Origin of the sequence: Vibrio sp. VB16 (assembly GCF_015594925.2) — a bacterium.
Taxonomy (GTDB): Bacteria; Pseudomonadota; Gammaproteobacteria; order Enterobacterales; family Vibrionaceae; genus Vibrio.
The window spans coordinates 3609815-3628985 of the sequence record NZ_CP087590.1 but is presented as its reverse complement, the minus strand read 5'-3'; the positions used below and the strand labels follow the sequence as shown (position 1 = coordinate 3628985).

At 41.0% G+C, this 19171-nt stretch carries 18 protein-coding genes; 15 read left to right on the top strand and 3 right to left on the bottom strand.

The window, feature by feature from the left end; translation table 11 throughout:
* Positions 1–92: 92 nt before the first annotated feature.
* From mnmG to glmU, 14 genes are all read left to right on the top strand, one after another.
* Positions 93–1985 (top strand): tRNA uridine-5-carboxymethylaminomethyl(34) synthesis enzyme MnmG, encoded by a 1893-nt coding sequence (gene mnmG, locus IUZ65_RS16585; RefSeq protein ID WP_195704742.1) that lies wholly within the window; start codon positions 93–95, stop codon positions 1983–1985.
* Complete coding sequence (rsmG, locus tag IUZ65_RS16580) at positions 1986–2621, top strand: 16S rRNA (guanine(527)-N(7))-methyltransferase RsmG (RefSeq protein ID WP_195704741.1); 636 nt, start codon at positions 1986–1988, stop codon at positions 2619–2621.
* A gap of 10 nt (positions 2622–2631) precedes the next feature.
* A complete protein-coding gene (locus IUZ65_RS16575; RefSeq protein ID WP_195704740.1) occupies positions 2632–3405 on the top strand; it encodes a ParA family protein in 774 nt (257 codons plus the stop codon).
* 25 nt (positions 3406–3430) lie between these two features.
* Positions 3431–4315, top strand: a complete 885-nt coding sequence (locus IUZ65_RS16570; RefSeq protein ID WP_195704739.1) for a ParB/RepB/Spo0J family partition protein — start codon at positions 3431–3433, stop codon at positions 4313–4315.
* Between the two features lie 180 nt (positions 4316–4495).
* Entirely contained in the window at positions 4496–4885 is a 390-nt protein-coding gene (locus tag IUZ65_RS16565) for a F0F1 ATP synthase subunit I (RefSeq protein WP_195704738.1), read from the top strand.
* A gap of 8 nt (positions 4886–4893) precedes the next feature.
* Positions 4894–5724: a F0F1 ATP synthase subunit A gene (gene atpB / locus IUZ65_RS16560; RefSeq protein WP_195704737.1), complete on the top strand. Its 831-nt coding sequence runs from the start codon at positions 4894–4896 to the stop codon at positions 5722–5724.
* A gap of 61 nt (positions 5725–5785) precedes the next feature.
* The gene (gene atpE / locus IUZ65_RS16555; RefSeq protein ID WP_195704736.1) at positions 5786–6040 is read left to right on the top strand and encodes a F0F1 ATP synthase subunit C; all 255 of its coding nucleotides are present in this window, start codon (positions 5786–5788) and stop codon (positions 6038–6040) included.
* A 75-nt stretch (positions 6041–6115) separates the two neighbouring features.
* The gene (gene atpF, locus IUZ65_RS16550) at positions 6116–6586 is read left to right on the top strand and encodes a F0F1 ATP synthase subunit B (protein WP_195704735.1); all 471 of its coding nucleotides are present in this window, start codon (positions 6116–6118) and stop codon (positions 6584–6586) included.
* Between the two features lie 14 nt (positions 6587–6600).
* On the top strand, positions 6601–7134 hold the full coding sequence (gene atpH / locus IUZ65_RS16545; RefSeq protein WP_195704734.1) for a F0F1 ATP synthase subunit delta: 534 nt from the start codon (positions 6601–6603) through the stop codon (positions 7132–7134).
* A 13-nt stretch (positions 7135–7147) separates the two neighbouring features.
* Positions 7148–8689, top strand: coding sequence for a F0F1 ATP synthase subunit alpha (atpA, locus tag IUZ65_RS16540; RefSeq protein WP_195704733.1), 1542 nt, complete (start codon positions 7148–7150; stop codon positions 8687–8689).
* Positions 8690–8751: 62 nt separating this feature from the next.
* Positions 8752–9618, top strand: coding sequence for a F0F1 ATP synthase subunit gamma (gene atpG / locus IUZ65_RS16535; protein ID WP_195704732.1), 867 nt, complete (start codon positions 8752–8754; stop codon positions 9616–9618).
* Positions 9619–9652: 34 nt separating this feature from the next.
* Positions 9653–11056, top strand: coding sequence for a F0F1 ATP synthase subunit beta (gene atpD / locus IUZ65_RS16530; protein ID WP_195704731.1), 1404 nt, complete (start codon positions 9653–9655; stop codon positions 11054–11056).
* An 18-nt stretch (positions 11057–11074) separates the two neighbouring features.
* Complete coding sequence (locus IUZ65_RS16525) at positions 11075–11497, top strand: F0F1 ATP synthase subunit epsilon (RefSeq protein WP_195704730.1); 423 nt, start codon at positions 11075–11077, stop codon at positions 11495–11497.
* Between the two features lie 129 nt (positions 11498–11626).
* On the top strand, positions 11627–12985 hold the full coding sequence (gene glmU, locus IUZ65_RS16520) for a bifunctional UDP-N-acetylglucosamine diphosphorylase/glucosamine-1-phosphate N-acetyltransferase GlmU (RefSeq protein WP_195704729.1): 1359 nt from the start codon (positions 11627–11629) through the stop codon (positions 12983–12985).
* A gap of 207 nt (positions 12986–13192) precedes the next feature.
* On the opposite strand, the gene IUZ65_RS23520 is transcribed toward glmU, so the two are convergent.
* A complete protein-coding gene (locus IUZ65_RS23520; RefSeq protein WP_443083750.1) occupies positions 13193–13399 on the bottom strand; it encodes a DUF5692 family protein in 207 nt (68 codons plus the stop codon).
* A gap of 521 nt (positions 13400–13920) precedes the next feature.
* Here IUZ65_RS23520 and IUZ65_RS16515 point away from each other — a divergent pair.
* A complete protein-coding gene (locus IUZ65_RS16515; protein WP_195704728.1) occupies positions 13921–15615 on the top strand; it encodes an acyl-CoA dehydrogenase family protein in 1695 nt (564 codons plus the stop codon).
* A gap of 148 nt (positions 15616–15763) precedes the next feature.
* On the opposite strand, the gene ilvA is transcribed toward IUZ65_RS16515, so the two are convergent.
* Both ilvA and ilvD read right to left on the bottom strand, forming a co-directional pair.
* Entirely contained in the window at positions 15764–17308 is a 1545-nt protein-coding gene (gene ilvA, locus IUZ65_RS16510; RefSeq protein WP_195704727.1) for a threonine ammonia-lyase, biosynthetic, read from the bottom strand.
* 5 nt (positions 17309–17313) lie between these two features.
* Positions 17314–19164, bottom strand: coding sequence for a dihydroxy-acid dehydratase (ilvD, locus tag IUZ65_RS16505; protein WP_195704726.1), 1851 nt, complete (start codon positions 19162–19164; stop codon positions 17314–17316).
* Positions 19165–19171: the final 7 nt, after the last annotated feature.

Sequence of the window (19171 nt, the reverse complement as noted above, 5' to 3'; positions counted from 1 at the left end):
ATGTTAAAACCATTTTATCAACTTCACAAAAAAGGTAGAATGACGCTCTTTTTTCATTCACGTTTTAATTTGAAATACCTTAAGGTCGATCCATGCTTTATCACGAACAATTTGACGTCATCGTTATTGGTGGCGGACATGCTGGAACGGAAGCCGCACTTGCATCTGCTAGAACGGGTAGAAAAACACTTCTGCTGACACACAATATTGATACGTTAGGTCAAATGTCTTGTAATCCTGCTATTGGTGGAATTGGCAAGGGACATTTAGTCAAAGAAGTTGATGCCTTAGGTGGGTTAATGGCCCAAACAATAGATGAAGCAGGAATTCAATTTAGAACACTCAATGCTTCAAAGGGCCCAGCAGTTAGAGCAACTCGTGCTCAAGCGGATAGGGCAATTTATAAAGCCTTTGTAAGAAAAACGTTAGAGAACACGCCAAATCTAACCCTTTTTCAACAACCCGCTGATGATCTTATTGTTGAAAAAGATCAAGTGGTTGGTGTTGTGACTCAAATGGGCCTTAAAATACGCTCTAAATCGGTCGTGTTGACGGTTGGTACCTTTCTTGGTGGAAAGATCCATATAGGAATGGAAAGTTCCTCTGGAGGTCGTGCAGGCGATCCTCCTTCAATTGCTCTGGCCGACAGATTACGTGAATTACCACTACGAGTTGATCGACTAAAAACAGGAACACCACCGCGCATTGATGCAAATAGTGTTGATTTCTCAGTGTTGGAAGTTCAACACGGCGATAACCCAACACCTGTGTTCTCATTTTTAGGTAATCGTAGCCAACACCCAAGACAGATCCCTTGCTATATCACTCATACGAACGAAAAAACCCACAGTATTATTCGAGCTAATTTGGATAGAAGTCCAATGTATGCTGGTGTCATTGAAGGGATAGGGCCTCGTTATTGCCCTTCTATTGAAGATAAAGTAATGCGTTTTGCGGATAAAAATAGTCATCAGATTTTTGTCGAACCAGAAGGCCTAAATACAACAGAATTGTACCCAAATGGTATTTCTACCAGTTTACCATTTGACGTACAGGTTCAGATTGTTCATTCGATGAAAGGCTTTGAAAATGCACATATTGTCCGTCCAGGTTATGCCATTGAATACGATTTCTTTGATCCAAGGGATCTTAAACAGACCTATGAAAACAAGTATATCAAAGGGCTATTTTTTGCTGGACAGATAAATGGTACAACGGGCTATGAAGAAGCCGCTGCTCAAGGGTTAATGGCTGGTTTGAATGCCAGTTTATACACCCAAGGAAAAGAAGGTTGGAACCCACGCCGTGATGAAGCTTATATGGGGGTACTTATTGATGATTTATCAACAATGGGAACCAAAGAACCATACAGGATGTTTACCTCTCGCGCTGAATATAGACTGTTACTTCGTGAAGATAATGCTGACTTGCGTCTAACTGAGAAAGGTCGCGAATTAGGATTGGTTGATGACGAGCGTTGGGCTCGATTTAACCAAAAAGTAGATAGTTTGGAAACGGAACGCCAACGGTTGAAAGATATTTGGGTTAATCCTAAATCGGAAGGGGTAGATAAACTTAATGTTGTACTTAAAACTCCTTTGACAAAAGAAGCCAGCGGAGAGGACTTATTACGTCGCCCAGAAATTACTTATAAGCAACTCACAGATCTAGAAATGTTTGGTCCTGCTTTAGAAGATCTACAAGCGTCTGAACAAGTTGAAATTCAAGTTAAGTATGAAGGGTATATTCAACGTCAAAAAGATGAAATAGCAAAATCATTGCGTCATGAAAATACAAAATTACCCGTTGATACCGATTACAAAAACGTTCAAGGTCTATCTAATGAAGTTGTGGCTAAACTGAATGAAGCAAAACCAGAATCAATAGGTATAGCATCAAGAATTTCAGGTATTACTCCGGCTGCAATTTCAATCCTGCTCGTTTACTTAAAGAAGCAAGGTATGCTTAAGAAAGGGGAAGAGTAATTGAATAATTTAGATAATAAATTAGATCTTCTTATAGACAAAACCAATCTTGTTGTGAGTGAACAACAAAGAAGTCAACTTGTCAGATATGTTGAGATGTTAGATAAATGGAATAAAGCTTATAACTTAACATCTGTTCGTGATCCGATGGATATGTTGGTTAAACATATTCTTGATAGCATTATGGTCAGTCCGCATTTACATGGTAATCGATTAATAGATGTTGGAACTGGACCTGGTTTACCAGGCATTCCTTTGGCAATAATGAATCCGGAAAAAGAGTTTTATCTTCTGGATAGCTTAGGAAAACGTATACGATTTATCAAACAAGTTACCCATGAATTGGATATAAAAAACGTCACCACAATTCAAAGCCGAGTAGAACAATTTCAGCCTGAGGAAAAGTTTGATATTGTTTTAAGTCGTGCATTTGCTTCTATGAGCGATATGGTTAATTGGTGTCATCATTTGCCTAAACCAGAAACAGGTCGATTTTTCGCGCTAAAAGGGCAGCTTTCGCAAGATGAGATTGAACAGTTACCAGAATGGTGTAATGTGATCGAAGTCAAAGCTTTAAATATTCCTGAGCTAGAAGGTGAGAGACATCTTGTAACCTTAGCCAAGATGAAAGAGTAGAGAGGTTACAGTGGGAAGAATTATCGCAATAGCCAACCAGAAAGGTGGTGTCGGTAAAACGACGACTTGTATTAATTTGGCCGCTTCAATGGCGGCAACAAAAAGAAAAGTTTTAGTCGTTGATTTAGACCCACAGGGCAATGCAACTATGTCCAGTGGTGTTGATAAGTACCAAGTAGATTCTACTGCTTATGATCTTCTTGTTGAGGATGTACCATTTGAGGAAGTGGTATGTAAAAACACTAGCGGAGGCTATCACCTTATTGCCGCTAATGGAGATGTAACGGCTGCCGAAATTAAATTGATGGAGGTATTTGCACGTGAAGTTAGGCTTAAAAATGCATTAGCTTCGGTTCGTGATAACTATGATTTCATCTTTATAGATTGTCCCCCAGCCTTAAATCTACTTACAATCAACGCGATGGCAGCTGCAGATTCTGTGTTAGTTCCTATGCAATGTGAATATTTTGCACTCGAAGGTTTAACAGCACTAATGGATACCATTAGCAAATTAGCTGCCGTTGTAAATGATAATTTGAAAATTGAAGGTCTGCTCCGAACCATGTTTGATCCGCGTAACCGCTTATCGAATGAAGTATCGGATCAGCTTAAGAAGCACTTTGGCGATAAGGTATATAGAACCGTTATTCCTCGAAATGTACGTTTAGCAGAAGCTCCAAGTCATGGTCGTCCTGCGATGTATTATGACAAACATTCTGCTGGCGCAAAGGCCTATTTAGCATTAGCTGGTGAAATACTTCGTCGCGAAGAAGTACCAGCATAATAGACAAGAGAAGGGAATAACGTAAATGTCTAAACGTGGTTTAGGGATGGGCTTAGATGCCTTATTAGCTACCAGTTCTCTTGCTAGAGAAAAAGAGAAAACAGCATCCAGTAGTCAATCTATTTCAGTTGATGGTGAGTTGGCTGATATTTCAATTACTAACCTCAAGCCTGGTATTTACCAGCCTCGTAAAGATATGTCTTTAGAGGCATTGGAAGATTTATCTGCATCTATTGAATCTCAAGGGATTATTCAACCTATTGTGGTTAGGCATGTTGCAGGACATTCCTATGAAATAATTGCTGGTGAAAGACGTTGGCGGGCTGCTAAGCGTGTCGGCCTTAAACAGGTACCGTGCATCGTAAAAAATGTACCTGATAGTGCTGCAATCGCGATGTCACTCATTGAAAATATTCAGCGAGAAGATCTCAACGCTATAGAGGAAGCACAAGCTTTAGAGCGGTTACAGGACGAATTTGAATTAACACACCAGCAGGTAGCTGATGTAATAGGTAAATCACGGACAACCGTGACGAACCTACTTAGGCTGAATCAACTCGATGAATCGGTCAAGAATTTGGTTGAGAAAAAACAGCTTGATATGGGCCATGCTAGAGCGTTATTGGTTTTAGATATAGAAAGCCAAGGTGATACGGCTAAAGTGATTGCCGATAAAAAAATGACCGTTCGTCAAGCTGAGCAGTTTGTTAAGAAGTTATTGGCTCCAAAAGTTGAAGGTGAAACGAAAAAAGATACGGAAGCGGCTGATATATCAGAGCGACTAAGTCAGTGTATTGGCTCAACAGTATCTTTAACTCGTGGTTCAAATGGAAAATCTAAGATGACGATTACATTTGATGAACCTCACAAATTAGATCAATTGATTAAATTACTCGAAGACAATCAATAGTCTTCGGCTAATTTTGTTATTTGTTACAATTTTTATTGCTAAAGTTGTAGGTTTGTAAACAAATTTGTTATTTAATGCAGCGTTTTTATTGCAAATATATGTATCGAACGTATAATTTTGGCGATTTTTCCAAGCTCATTGATAAGAGTTTATGTGGGATTGGTATGAAGGTATGAATACATGGTAGCTAGGCTAGTTCAACCAGGACGGATACTTGCAAAGCGTCTGTTATTGATTCAATCTAGCGTGGTTACATTTGTGGCAGCAGGGATGGCTTTGGCCGTAAATGTTGATTGGGGAGTTTCTGCGTTTATAGGTGGCGGCATTTTTGTGCTTGCTAATACTGTGTTCGCATTTTTTGCTTTTATGTATAGTGGGGCTCGTGCTGCAAAAGCAGTCACGGCGTCTTTTTATACCGGTGAAGTACTGAAAATCCTCGTTACGGTTGTTCTCTTCTCTGTAGCTTACATGTATATGCAGGTGGAACTTGTTCCCCTGAAGCTAACCTATTTGTTGGCATTAGGTATTAATATCTTTTTGCCAGCGCTATTCATTAACAAAAAAAAATAGGATGAGTTATGGCTGCGCCAGGTGAAGCGCTAACAACGTCTGGATATATTGATCACCATTTGACTAATCTGTCACTTGCTAAGATTTCTGAGCATTTTGATTTAGGTTGGGGAATAACGGAGACCAGTTTCTGGAACGTTAATATCGATAGCCTGTTCTTTTCTGTGCTTACGGGCTTGATATTCCTAGGGATATTTCGTTCGGTAGCAAAGAAAGCAACAGTAGGTGTACCGGGTAAGCTGCAATGTGCGGTTGAAATGGTAATGGAATTTGTCGCAGATAACGTCAAAGAAACATTCCATGGACGCAACCCATTGATAGCTCCGTTAGCACTGACTATCTTTTGTTGGATATTACTAATGAATATCATGGATTTAATTCCAATTGATTTCTTACCGTATCCAGCTCAACATTGGTTAGGTATCCCTTATTTAAAAGTGGTTCCTTCTGCTGATGTTAATATCACGATGGCTATGGCTCTAGGCGTTTTCTTTTTGATGATTTATTACAGCATCAAGGTGAAAGGTCTAGGTGGTTTTGCGAAAGAATTAGCATTACATCCATTTAATCATCCAGTGATGATACCGTTTAACTTACTATTAGAAGTTGTTTCGCTACTCGCTAAACCTCTTTCTCTTGGTATGCGTTTATTCGGTAACATGTTTGCTGGTGAGGTTGTATTCATTCTTATCGCGGCTATGCTTCCGTGGTGGTTACAATGGTTAGGTGCTCTCCCATGGGCAATTTTCCATATTTTGATTATTTTGATTCAAGCGTTTGTATTCATGATGTTAACTATCGTTTATTTATCGATGGCACATGAAGACCCGGATCACTAATTTAATTTTACAAAGCTTTTTTAGGCACATATAAGCCAACAACTATAAATTGGAGATAGTAATGGAAACTTTACTGAGCTTTTCAGCAATCGCCGTAGGTCTGATCGTCGGTCTTGCTTCTCTTGGTACAGCGATTGGTTTCGCAATTCTAGGTGGTAAATTCCTAGAAGGTGCTGCGCGCCAACCAGAGATGGCTCCTATGCTACAAGTTAAGATGTTTATCATCGCGGGTCTACTTGATGCGGTTCCAATGATTGGTATCGTAATAGCACTACTATTCACATTCGCTAACCCATTTGTTAGTCAACTAGGTTAATTAACAGATCAAAGTAAATACTTTGTCGTTGATTAGCATTTTTTCGTTGGTGAACAAAATAGAGGGGTAGCTGTTGTGAATATGAACGCAACTCTGCTAGGTCAAGCAATAGCATTCTTTTTATTCGTGGTTTTCTGCATGAAATATGTATGGCCACCAATTATAGAAGCTATTGAAGAACGTCAGAATAAAATTGCTGATGGTCTATCTGCTGCGGAAAGAGCAGCAAAAGATTTGAATCTAGCTCAAGCCAACGCTTCTGAGCAACTTAAAGAAGCGAAGCGCACAGCAACTGAGGTCATTGATTCAGCGAATAAACGTAAAGCTCAAATTATTGATGAAGCACGCGAGGAAGCTCAGGCAGAACGCCAGAAAATCCTAACGCAAGCGGATGCAGAAATTGAAGCAGAACGTAATCGCGCGAAAGATGATCTGCGCAAACAAGTTGCTACTCTGGCTTTAGCTGGTGCAGAGAAGATCCTAGAGCGCTCTATTGATAAAGATGCGCACAAAGATATTCTTGATAACATTACTGCGAAACTTTAAAGCGAGGGGTGCACATGTCTCAACTGACAACAATAGCACGCCCTTACGCTAAAGCAGCGTTTGACTTTGCGGTAGAAAAAGGAGCACTTGACCAGTGGGGTCAAATGCTTACTTTTGCAGCCGAAGTTACAAAGAACAAAGATATAGTGGAGCTACTTAGTGGTTCTGTTTCTGCGGATAAACTCACAGAAATATTTATTGTTGTTTGTGGCGAACAGTTTGATGAGTTTGGCCAAAACCTTATTAAGGTAATGGCTGCGAATGGTCGACTTAAGGCCCTTCCTGAAGTATGTGATGCGTTTTTAGCTCTTAAACAAGAGTATGAGAAAGAAATGGATGTTGATTTAATATCAGCGACAGAACTTTCTGATAAACAACTTACAGACATCAGCAACAAACTTGAACTGCGTTTTGAACGCAAAGTTAACCTGAATTGTAGTGTAGATGAGACCCTACTTGGTGGGGTTGTAATTCGAGCCGGAGACTTAGTCATCGATAACTCAACACGCGGTCAGTTAGGCCGTTTGAGCGATGCATTGCAGTCTTGATGGGGATTGGAGCATGCAACTTAATTCCACAGAAATAAGCGACCTAATCAAACAACGTATCGAATCTTTCGAAGTTGTTAGTGAAGCTCGTAATGAAGGTACTATCGTATCGGTAAGCGATGGTATTATTCGCATTCACGGTCTAGCAGACGTGATGCAAGGTGAAATGATTGAACTACCGACTGGTCGTTATGCATTAGCACTTAACCTTGAGCGTGACTCGGTTGGTGCGGTTGTCATGGGGCCATATGCTGACTTACAAGAAGGCATGAAAGTTACTGGTACTGGTCGTATTCTTGAAGTACCTGTTGGTCCTGAAATGCTTGGTCGTGTGGTAAACACGCTAGGTGAGCCTATTGATGGTAAAGGTCCAATTGATGCGAAATTATCTTCTCCTGTAGAGATAATTGCGCCGGGTGTAATTGACCGTAAATCGGTTGATCAGCCTGTACAAACTGGTTATAAGTCCGTTGATGCCATGATCCCTATCGGGCGTGGTCAGCGTGAGCTTATCATCGGTGACCGTCAGACTGGTAAAACAGCGATGGCTATTGATGCGATCATTAACCAAAGAGATTCAAGTATTTACTCTATCTATGTAGCGATTGGTCAGAAAGCATCGACTATTGCTAACGTAGTACGCAAATTGGAAGAGCACGGCGCATTGGCTAACACCATTGTTGTTGTTGCATCGGCTTCTGAATCTGCAGCGCTTCAATATTTGGCGCCTTACGCAGGTTGTGCAATGGGTGAGTACTTCCGTGATCGCGGTGAAGATGCTCTGATTGTTTATGATGATTTGTCTAAGCAAGCGGTAGCGTATCGTCAGATCTCTCTACTACTTAAGCGTCCACCAGGCCGTGAGGCATTCCCAGGTGATGTATTCTATCTCCACTCCCGTCTACTAGAGCGCGCTGCTCGAGTAAGCGAAGTGTATGTAGAACGTTTCACTAAGGGTGAAGTGAAAGGTAAGACAGGTTCTTTAACTGCGCTTCCTATCATTGAAACTCAAGCAGGTGACGTATCAGCATTCGTACCAACTAACGTAATCTCGATTACAGATGGTCAGATCTTCTTACAAACTGAGCTGTTCAGTGCAGGTGTTCGTCCTGCTGTTGATCCAGGTATCTCAGTATCTCGTGTAGGTGGTGCTGCTCAAACGAAAATTATCAAGAAGCTATCTGGTGGTATTCGTACCGCACTAGCGCAGTATCGTGAACTTGCAGCGTTTGCTCAGTTCTCGTCTGACCTTGATGAAGCAACGAAACGACAACTAGATCATGGTCAAAAAGTAACAGAACTTATGAAGCAGAAACAATATGCTCCTATGTCTGTATTTGATCAGGCTATTGTTATCTTCGCTGCAGAACGTGGATATCTAGAAGACATCGAGTTGAATAAGCTTGCTGATTTCGAAGATGCGCTACTTTCGTTTGCTCGTAGCCAGTTTACCGATTTTGTAAAAGAGATCGATACAACGGGTGCATACAACGATGAGGTCGAAACACAACTTAAAAAGATTGTGGACGATTTCATAGCAACCCAGACCTGGTAATTGATAATGAGTAGGTGGCTCTAGGGTCACCAATATTTTTTATCTAAAGAGAGAGTAATACGATGGCCGGCGCAAAAGAAATTCGTACTAAGATCGGGAGTGTTAAAAGCACTCAAAAGATCACGAAAGCGATGGAAATGGTAGCGGCTTCAAAAATGCGTCGTTCTCAAGACGCAATGGGAGCTTCCCGTCCATATGCTGAAACAATGCGTAAAGTGATCGGTCATTTGGCGAACGGTAATCTAGAGTATAAACATCCATACCTAGAAGAGCGTGAAGCCAAACGTGTTGGTTACATCATTATTTCAACTGACCGCGGCTTGTGTGGTGGCTTGAACATTAACTTGTTCAAAAAGGCCATGTTAGACATGCAAGAGTGGAAAGAGAAAAATGCTGATATTGACTTAGCCATTATCGGTTCAAAAGCAACGGCATTTTTTAACAACAGTGGCGCTAAAGTAGCTGCTCAAGTTTCTGGTCTTGGAGATGATCCAAGCCTAGAGGAATTGATCGGTTCTGTTGGTGTTATGTTGAAGAAGTATGATGAAGGCGAGTTGGATCGCTTATACGTAGTATTTAACAAGTTTGTAAATACTATGGTTCAGGAACCAACGATCGATCAATTATTACCTTTACCTAAATCGGATAGCGAAAGTATGAAGCGCACTCACTCATGGGATTATATCTATGAGCCAGAGCCTAAACCATTACTCGATGCACTATTGATTCGTTATGTCGAATCTCAAGTATATCAAGGTGTGGTTGAGAACCTTGCTTGTGAGCAAGCGGCTCGAATGATTGCGATGAAAGCAGCTACAGACAATGCAAGCGATCTGATAGATGATCTAGAACTTGTGTATAACAAGGCCCGTCAATCGGCTATTACACAAGAACTATCTGAAATCGTATCAGGCGCAGCAGCGGTTTAAGCATAGGTAAAACTAATTAGTTAGAGGATTAACGATGGCTACAGGTAAGATCGTACAGATCATCGGTGCGGTAGTCGACGTAGAGTTCCCACAGGGTGAAGTACCTCGTGTATATGACGCTCTGAATGTTATTGAAGCGAAAGAACGTCTTGTTCTTGAAGTTCAACAACAGCTTGGCGGTGGCGTTATTCGCGCAATCGTGATGGGCAGCTCTGATGGTTTACGTCGTGGATTAGTAGTAGAGAACACTGGCGCTCCAATCACCGTACCAGTAGGTACGAAAACTCTTGGCCGTATCATGAATGTTTTAGGTGATGCGATTGATGAGTGTGGTGATATTGGTGCGGAAGAACACTATGCTATTCACCGTGAAGCACCAAGTTACGAAGAACAGTCCAATGTGTCTGAACTTCTAGAGACTGGCGTGAAAGTTATCGACTTGATTTGCCCATTCGCTAAGGGTGGTAAAATAGGTCTATTTGGTGGTGCAGGTGTTGGTAAGACCGTTAATATGATGGAACTTATCAATAACATCGCACTGCAGCACTCTGGTCTTTCAGTATTTGCGGGTGTCGGTGAACGTACTCGTGAAGGTAACGATTTCTATTTTGAGATGCAGGAAGCAGGCGTTGTTAACGTTGAAAATCCTGAAGAATCTAAAGTAGCAATGGTTTACGGGCAGATGAACGAGCCACCAGGAAACCGTCTACGCGTAGCGCTGACTGGTCTAACGATGGCAGAGCGTTTTCGTGACGAAGGTCGTGACGTTCTATTGTTCATCGATAACATTTATCGTTATACCCTTGCGGGTACAGAGGTTTCGGCTCTATTAGGTCGTATGCCATCTGCGGTAGGTTATCAGCCAACACTAGCTGAAGAAATGGGTGTTTTACAAGAACGTATCACATCAACTAAAGCCGGTTCTATCACGTCTGTACAGGCGGTATATGTACCAGCGGATGACTTGACTGACCCATCTCCAGCAACCACGTTTGCTCACTTAGATGCAACGGTAGTACTTAACCGTAATATCGCAGCTATGGGTCTATACCCAGCAATCGATCCATTGGATTCATCTTCTAGACAGCTTGATCCATTGGTAGTAGGCCAAGAGCATTACGACGTAGCTCGTGGTGTTCAGTCTACTCTTCAGCGCTATAAAGAACTGAAAGATATCATTGCTATTTTGGGTATGGATGAGTTATCTGAAGAAGATAAACTTGTGGTATCACGTGCACGTAAGATAGAGCGTTTCCTAACTCAGCCTTACCACGTAGCGGAAGTATTTACAGGTGACCCTGGTGTCTATGTATCTCTTAAAGAGACTTTACGTGGATTCAAAGGTCTTCTGGGTGGTGAATACGATGACATTCCTGAGCAAGCGTTTATGTACTGCGGTGTAATAGACGATGCTATTGAGAATGCTAAGAAGCTATAAGGCTAAATAGGAGGCTATATGGCAGCAATGACCTTGCACCTAGACGTAGTTAGTGCTGAGAAAGAAATTTTTTCAGGATTAGTTGAAACGTTTCAGGTGACCGGGAGCGAAGGTGAACTTGGTATTTTCCATGGGCACACTCCGCTGCTGACCGCTATTAAGCCTGGTATGGTGCGTATAGTTAAGCAACACGGCCACGAAGAAATTATTTATGTTTCTGGTGGTATAGTTGAAGTTCAGCCTGGTACAGCAACTGTATTGGCTGATACGGCAATTCGTGGTGATGAACTAGATGCAGCGAAGGCTGAAGAAGCTAAACGCCAAGCTGAGGAGAAAATCCAAAATCAGCATGGTGATATGAACTTCGCTCAAGCGGCTAGTGAACTGGCTAAAGCTATTGCTCAGCTTAGAGTTATCGAGCTGACAAAAAATAGACGCTAATCTACTTAGTGTATTGCTAAAAAGGCGGCCTGTTGGTCGCCTTTTTGTTTTTATTACGTCAAATTTAATTAACTCTTTTCGGTTAAGCGGTTAGAATTAAAACTTCAAAAAATAAATAAGGTTATTCCTATGAGCTTCAGCGCGGTGATTCTAGCGGCGGGTAAAGGTACTCGCATGTATTCCAATATACCTAAGGTGTTACATACCTTAGCCGGAAAGCCAATGGTCAAGCATGTTATCGATACCTGCAATGATTTGGGTGCGCAAAATATCCATCTTGTTTATGGTCACGGTGGTGATCTTATGCGACAAGCTTTATCTGCGGAGTCGGTGAATTGGGTGCTCCAAGCTGAACAATTAGGAACTGGACACGCGGTTGATCAAGCATCAGACAAATTTGATGATAATGAAAAAGTATTAGTGTTATATGGGGATGTTCCTCTTATCTCACCTGAAACTATTGAAAGTCTGCTAGATGCTCAGCCTGCTGGTGGCGTTGCTTTGTTAACCGTTGTTTTAGATGACCCAGACGGATATGGACGCATTGAGCGTAAAAATGATGCTGTTATTGCAATTGTTGAGCAAAAAGATGCGACGGAAGAGCAAAAACGTATCAAGGAAATAAATACCGGAGTAATGGTCGCCACTGGTGGTGATCTGAAACGATGGTTGTCAGGACTTAATAACCAAAATGCACAGGGTGAGTATTACCTTACGGACATTATTGCCGCCGCTCACGAAGAGGGCCGATCAATAGAAGCCGTTCATCCTTCATGCGCAGTTGAAGTTGAAGGGGTAAATAATCGTGTTCAACTTGCTCGTATTGAGCGTGCTTACCAACTCATGCAAGCTGAAAAATTACTTGAGCAAGGCGTGATGCTTCTTGACCCATCCCGCTTTGATCTGCGCGGTAAGCTTCAATGTGGTATCGATGTGCAGATTGATGTTAATGTTATTATCGAAGGCAGCGTAAGCCTAGGTAATAATGTCATTATTGGTGCTGGTTGTGTTCTGAAGGATTGTGAGATCGATGACAACACCCTTGTACGCCCTTATAGCGTGATAGATGATGCAATAGTAGGAGAAGCTTGTACAGTCGGTCCATTTACTCGTCTTCGCCCAGGAACAGAGCTAAAAAACAATGCTCACGTAGGAAACTTTGTCGAAGTTAAAAATGGCGTGATAGGTGAGGGATCTAAAGCAAATCACCTTACTTATATTGGAGATACTGTCATTGGTCAGCGTTCAAATATTGGTGCTGGAACGATTACTTGTAATTATGATGGTGTGAATAAGTTTAAGACGATTATCGGTGATGATGTTTTTGTCGGCTCTGACACACAGTTAATAGCGCCTATAACGGTTGGAAATGGGGTGACTATTGGTGCAGGCACAACTGTCACGAGGGACATATCTGAAGGCGAGCTAGTGATCACTCGTGCGAAAGAGCGCAGAATTGAAGGCTGGCAGCGCCCTGTTAAGAAGTAGTATAAGAAAGGATTTATGTTGTTTAGATAAAACTATTTTATAGATGTATAGTTAATCTATTTATCTGCTTGTAATTAAGGTAGTAATGTTTTAATTACAAGCAATATTAAAAAACATAAATTATTAATTATATTTTTAATATTATATATTTTTTGCAATCTTTATGATTAACGATATAAATCGTCAAGTAATGGCTTTTTCTTATATTTAACGATAGTCATAACTTGATATATACTCACCCTCTTTCTTGATAAAAAAGGCGGGAATTGTACAAGATATTAATAAAACAGCACTATAGAATGCACGGTCTGTTAAGCCGTTATAAGCATATGCAAAACTCCACAGGCCATAAACCATAATCCAAAGCCACATCATTTCTGGCCAGATCATATCTTTCTTTTTGTTCTTAGCAATAATAATACCAAACCAACCACAAATAGTAACAATACCTGCAATCGCACCTGTTCCCGCTCCTGATGTTTTAGGCCAAACAAAAATAGTAAGAAAAATACACCTAAAATTTTATAACGAGTAATTTCATTTAGAATAATAAGATCAATTAGAAATAACGACTAAAAAACCATGAACACCAAGGGGCTGACTCAAATAGAATTATATTTCCTCCATGTTTAATTAGATATAAAAACAACGTGCATATAAAAATTAATCGTCAAATTTGTTTTTTGTAATCGCGTATAAATTTTTTATTTAAAGTCATTAGTACAAAAGTAAGATATTTGTCTGGTTTTTTTAATTAGTACCTTTATGGTCAATGAAATGGCTTGTAAAGCCAAACAGAATGTATTTGTTTTCTCTATATTATACTCATATTTACATTCGATAATGTAATATTCACCTACATTATTTGAAGTTTGTTTTCCAGATTAGTGTCAGTGACCATGACTATGGTTTAATTTCTTATTAAGGATAGTACTATGTTATTCAACCCAAAATTGCACAATATCGAATATAGAGACCAGAATACGCAAGAGCTGATGCAAAAAGTCATCGACTTTTTTGAGAATAAAGGCTTGAAAAGCATTAAGGAAGATTGGCACAACAAAGTTTGGAATTATGAGTTTGTAGAGTTCATGAAAGAAAATAACATTCTAGAAACGTTAATGACGCCATCTGGTTACGGAGCTGAAGATGCTCGTTGGGATACTTATCGAAATACAAAGTTTGCTGAAATTGTTGGCTTCTATGGGTTAACGTATTGGTACACTTTTCAAGTGTCTATGCTGGGTCTCGCACCTGTTTGGCTAGGTAGTAATGAGGAGTTGAAACATAAAACAGCACGGCTTTTGAAAGAGGGAGAAGTATTTGCTTTTGGTCTTTCAGAGAAAGAACATGGTGCTGATATTTACTCTTCAGAAATGCAACTTCATCCGCAATCGGATGGTGGGTATTTGGGCCAAGGTGACAAGTATTATATTGGTAACGGTAATGAAGCCGCATTAGTATCCACTTTTGGTAAAAACTCTGATACAGGTGAATATGTTTTTTTTGCAGTAGATTCTAAACATGCGAATTACGAATGTATTAAAAATACCGTAAATGAACAAATGCACGTCTCTGAATTTCATATAGATAATTACCCACTTACTGAAGAAGATATTATGGAAAAAGGGCCTAATGCATGGGACAACATGCTTAATACCGTTAATATCTGTAAATTTAATCTCGGCTTTGGAGCGGTAGGTTTGTGCGAACATGCGTTTTATGAAGCAATTAAGCATGCAGCAAACCGGAATGTTTATGGAAAGCATGTAACAGATTTTGTTCATGTAAAACGTCTTTTTGTTGATGGATATGTACGATTATGTGGCATGAAGCTTTTTTCGGAACGTGCAACCGATTATATGCGTTCAGCTTCAACTGAAGATCGTCGTTATTTATTATTTAATCCATTAGTGAAAATGAAAGTAACGTCTCAGGGAGAAGATGTGATTAATCATTTTTGGGATGTTATTGCCGCAAAAGGTTTTGAAAAAGAACCGTTCTTTGAAGTTGCTGCACATGAAATCCGTATGTTGCCCAAATTAGAAGGTACAGTGCATGTCAATATGGCTCTGGTTATCAAATTTATGCAAAACTATCTATTTAATCCTAAAGAGTTTAGTCATATTCCTCGTCGCGATGATTTAGTCAATGACGATTTTCTGTTCGATCAAGGGGCAACAAAAGGGTTAAGTAAGATTCAATTTCATGATTATAAATTAACTTATGATCAATTCGACTTACCTAATGTAAACGTATTTAAAGAACAAATTAAGCTATTTAAAGATTTTTTGATAGAGTCTTCACCTAGCAAGGAACAGTCAAAAGATATTGATTACTTATTGGCAATGGGTGATTGTTTTACGTTGATTGTTTATGGACATTTGATTTTAGAAAATGCACAGATTAATGGGTGTCAAGATGAATTAGTGGAAGAAATATTCGATGTGCTCATTCGTGATTTCTCCAAATATGCCGTAATACTGATGACAAAACCAAGCAATACAGATACACAAGTTGAGCGAGTACGAAAACTAATCAAGGCTCCTATTGCGAATGAAACGCGTTTTGAAAGGTTTTGGTTTGAGCAAGTATATGCGTTAAATGATGCATATACTTTGGCTAATTGATAACGGATGATCAGAACTAGAATAATTGAGATGTCTAAAGAGTTTTATTGATTTAGCATTTCCTTTTAATCTAGTGGGGACGTTTGATGGGGCAGTTTACTTGCCCCATCAAATTTAATTTCTAGCACACTATTTTAATAGTCTACTCCTAAGATAAAAAGAACTTATACGCCGCATTATCTGATTCATCCTTGTAGGGATAATCCAGTTCATGAAGATGTGCGGCAAAACGTGGCAAGTCTGATTCTTCTAGCTCGAACCCGCAGAGCACACGACCATAATCAGCGCCTTGATTTCGGTAGTTGAACATACTGATGTTCCAATGAGTACCAAGCGTACTCAAGAACTTCAATAAGGCGCCTGGGTATTCAGGAAACTCAAAGCTGAACAATTTCTCTGTAAGTGCCTTTGACGGTTTACCACCAATCATATATCGAATATGTAGCTTCGCCATTTCGTTATCAGAGAGGTCGATAACAGGATACCCACCTTCTTTTAGATCATGAACAATACTCTCTAGCTCTTCCTGACCATTTTGCAGGCGTACACCTACGAATATATTGGCTAAACTGGCATCGTTGTACCGATAGTTAAATTCGGTGACAGCTCTACCACCAATAATCTGACAGAACTTAAAGAATGCTCCTGGTACTTCTGGAATTGTCACGGCTAATAGACCTTCACGTTTTTCACCAAGCTCGCATCTTTCTGATACATAGCGTAAACCGTGAAAGTTGGTATTTGCTCCAGATAGAACCGTCGCCAGTTTTTTATCTTTGAGGCTCTGTTGTTCTACAAATTTCTTCAATCCGGCCAAAGCAAGAGCACCTGAAGGTTCAGCAATCGCACGAGTATCTTCAAAGATATCTTTTACAGCAGCACATATTTCATCGCTAGATACCGCAATATGCCCATCAAGATACTTGTTACAGAGCCTAAATGTTTCATCACCAATACGCTTAACGGCAACACCATCGGCAAACATATTTATTTGGTCGAGAACAACTGGTTCACCAGCATCTAATGCTGCTTTTAGGCAAGATGACTCTTCTGGCTCAACGGCAATAACCTTAATTTCTGGCATTAGCTGTTTAACGAGTACGGCGACACCGGCTGCGAGACCGCCACCACCAACAGGAACAAATATATAATCCAAATGACCATTTTGTTGTAGTATTTCCATACCGATGGTTCCTTGGCCTGCAATCACCAATGGATGATCAAAAGGAGGAACAAAAGTATAGTTATTTAGCTCTGCCAATCTTTCGGCTTCTGCTTTTGCTTCATCAAAATTACTGCCATGAAGCACAACGTCACCACCAAAGCTTTTAACGGCTTCAACCTTGATATCTGGGGTTGTTATCGGCATTACAATGATGGCTTTAACGTCTAGTTTTTTGCCAGAGAGTGCAATGCCTTGAGCGTGATTACCTGCCGAGGCAGCAATGACACCTGCTTGTTTCTGAGCATCCGATAGGCTTGAAACCATATTGTACGCACCGCGTAATTTAAACGAGTGTACGGGTTGCCTATCTTCTCGTTTTATTTGCACCTGGTTTCCAATACGCTCAGAGATTCTAGGCATGTCTTGCAATAGAGTGACGGTTGCTACGTCATAAACTGGGGCTCTAAGGATGTGGCGCAGATATTCTGCACCACTCTTAGGCAGTGTTCCTAACGGATTTTCTGCCATTAAATTTAACCTTCCAACATGGATTTATCGCGCACAGCACCTTTATCCGCGCTGGTCGCTAGCATGGCATAGGCTTTGAGTGCCAAAGAAACTTTACGTTGGCGATTTGCAGGTTTCCAACCTGATTTTTCTTGCTCTGCTCTACGACTGACAAGTTCATCTTCAGTTACGTCTAAGGTGATCGAACGAGCGGGTATATCTATTGTGATGGTATCGCCTTGATTAACAAGACCGATAATTCCGCCCTGAGCGGCTTCTGGAGAAGCGTGGCCAATAGATAGCCCAGATGTACCACCAGAGAAGCGACCGTCAGTGAGAAGGGCACACTCTTTGCCTAAGCCCATTGATTTTAGGTAAGTCGTTGGATAAAGCATCTCTTGCATACCCGGACCACCTTTAGGACCTTCGTAACGAATGACAACCACATCACCCGCTTTCACTTTTCCACCAAGGATGCCCTCTACGGCATCTTCTTGGCTTTCAAATACTACCGCTGGACCTTGGAATTTGTGATTTTCTTCATCGACGCCAGCCGTTTTGACGATACAGCCATCGATAGCGATATTGCCTCTAAGTACAGCCAAACCCCCTTCCTGGCTAAAGGCGTTTTCTTTCGTACGGATACAGCCGTCTTCACGGTCGTTGTCTAGTGTGTCCCAACGACAATTTTGTGAAAATGCCTCGGTTGTACGAATACCAGCTGGACCAGCACGGAAGAATTCTTTCACCTCTTCTGATTCGGTTTGCATGATGTCGTACTGCGCTAATTGTTCTTTCATTGTCAGGCCAAGAACAGTATTGGTCTGATTGTTGATTAGCCCTGCACGATCAAGCTCACCAAGTATGGCCATAACACCACCTGCGCGGTGCACATCCTCCATATGATACTTTGGAGTAGAAGGCGCAACCTTACAAATATGTGGAACTCGGAGTGACATGCGATCAATGTCATCCATATCAAAGGCTATTTCACCTTCTTGCGCAGAGGCTAGTAAGTGTAGAACCGTGTTTGTTGAACCACCCATCGCGATATCAAGCGCCATCGCATTTTCAAATGCTTCTTTGCTGGCTATATTACGAGGCAATGCAGAGTCATCACCTTGCTCATAGTAGCGCTTAGTCAGTTCGACTACTCGGCGTCCTGCGCTTAGGAATAACTCTTTACGATCAGCATGAGTCGCGAGTAAAGAGCCATTGCCTGGTTGACTTAAGCCAAGAGCTTCAGTTAAACAGTTCATGGAATTTGCTGTGAACATACCAGAACATGAACCACAAGTCGGGCAGGCGCTGCGCTCAATTTGCTCACTTTGTTCATCGGATACGGATGGATCCGCACCTTGAATCATGGCATCAACAAGATCGAGTTTGATTATTTGATCAGAAAGCTTGGTTTTTCCTGCTTCCATTGGACCGCCTGATACAAAAATAACAGGGATGTTTAGGCGCAATGCCGCCATCATCATTCCTGGAGTAATTTTGTCACAGTTAGAAATACAAACCATCGCATCGGCACAGTGAGCATTTACCATATATTCAACTGAATCTGCAATAAGCTCGCGTGAAGGCAGAGAGTAAAGCATTCCGCCGTGACCCATGGCAATACCATCATCAACGGCAATGGTATTGAATTCTTTTGCAATGCCACCCGCCGATTCGATTTCTCTTGCGACAAGTTGCCCCATGTCCTTTAAGTGAACATGACCCGGTACAAATTGTGTGAATGAGTTTACGACCGCGATAATTGGCTTACCGAAATCCTCTTCTTTAACGCCTGTAGCACGCCATAAAGCGCGAGCGCCAGCCATGTTGCGTCCATGTGTTGTCGTGGCGCTGCGATATTTATTAGGAGTAGACATTTTACTT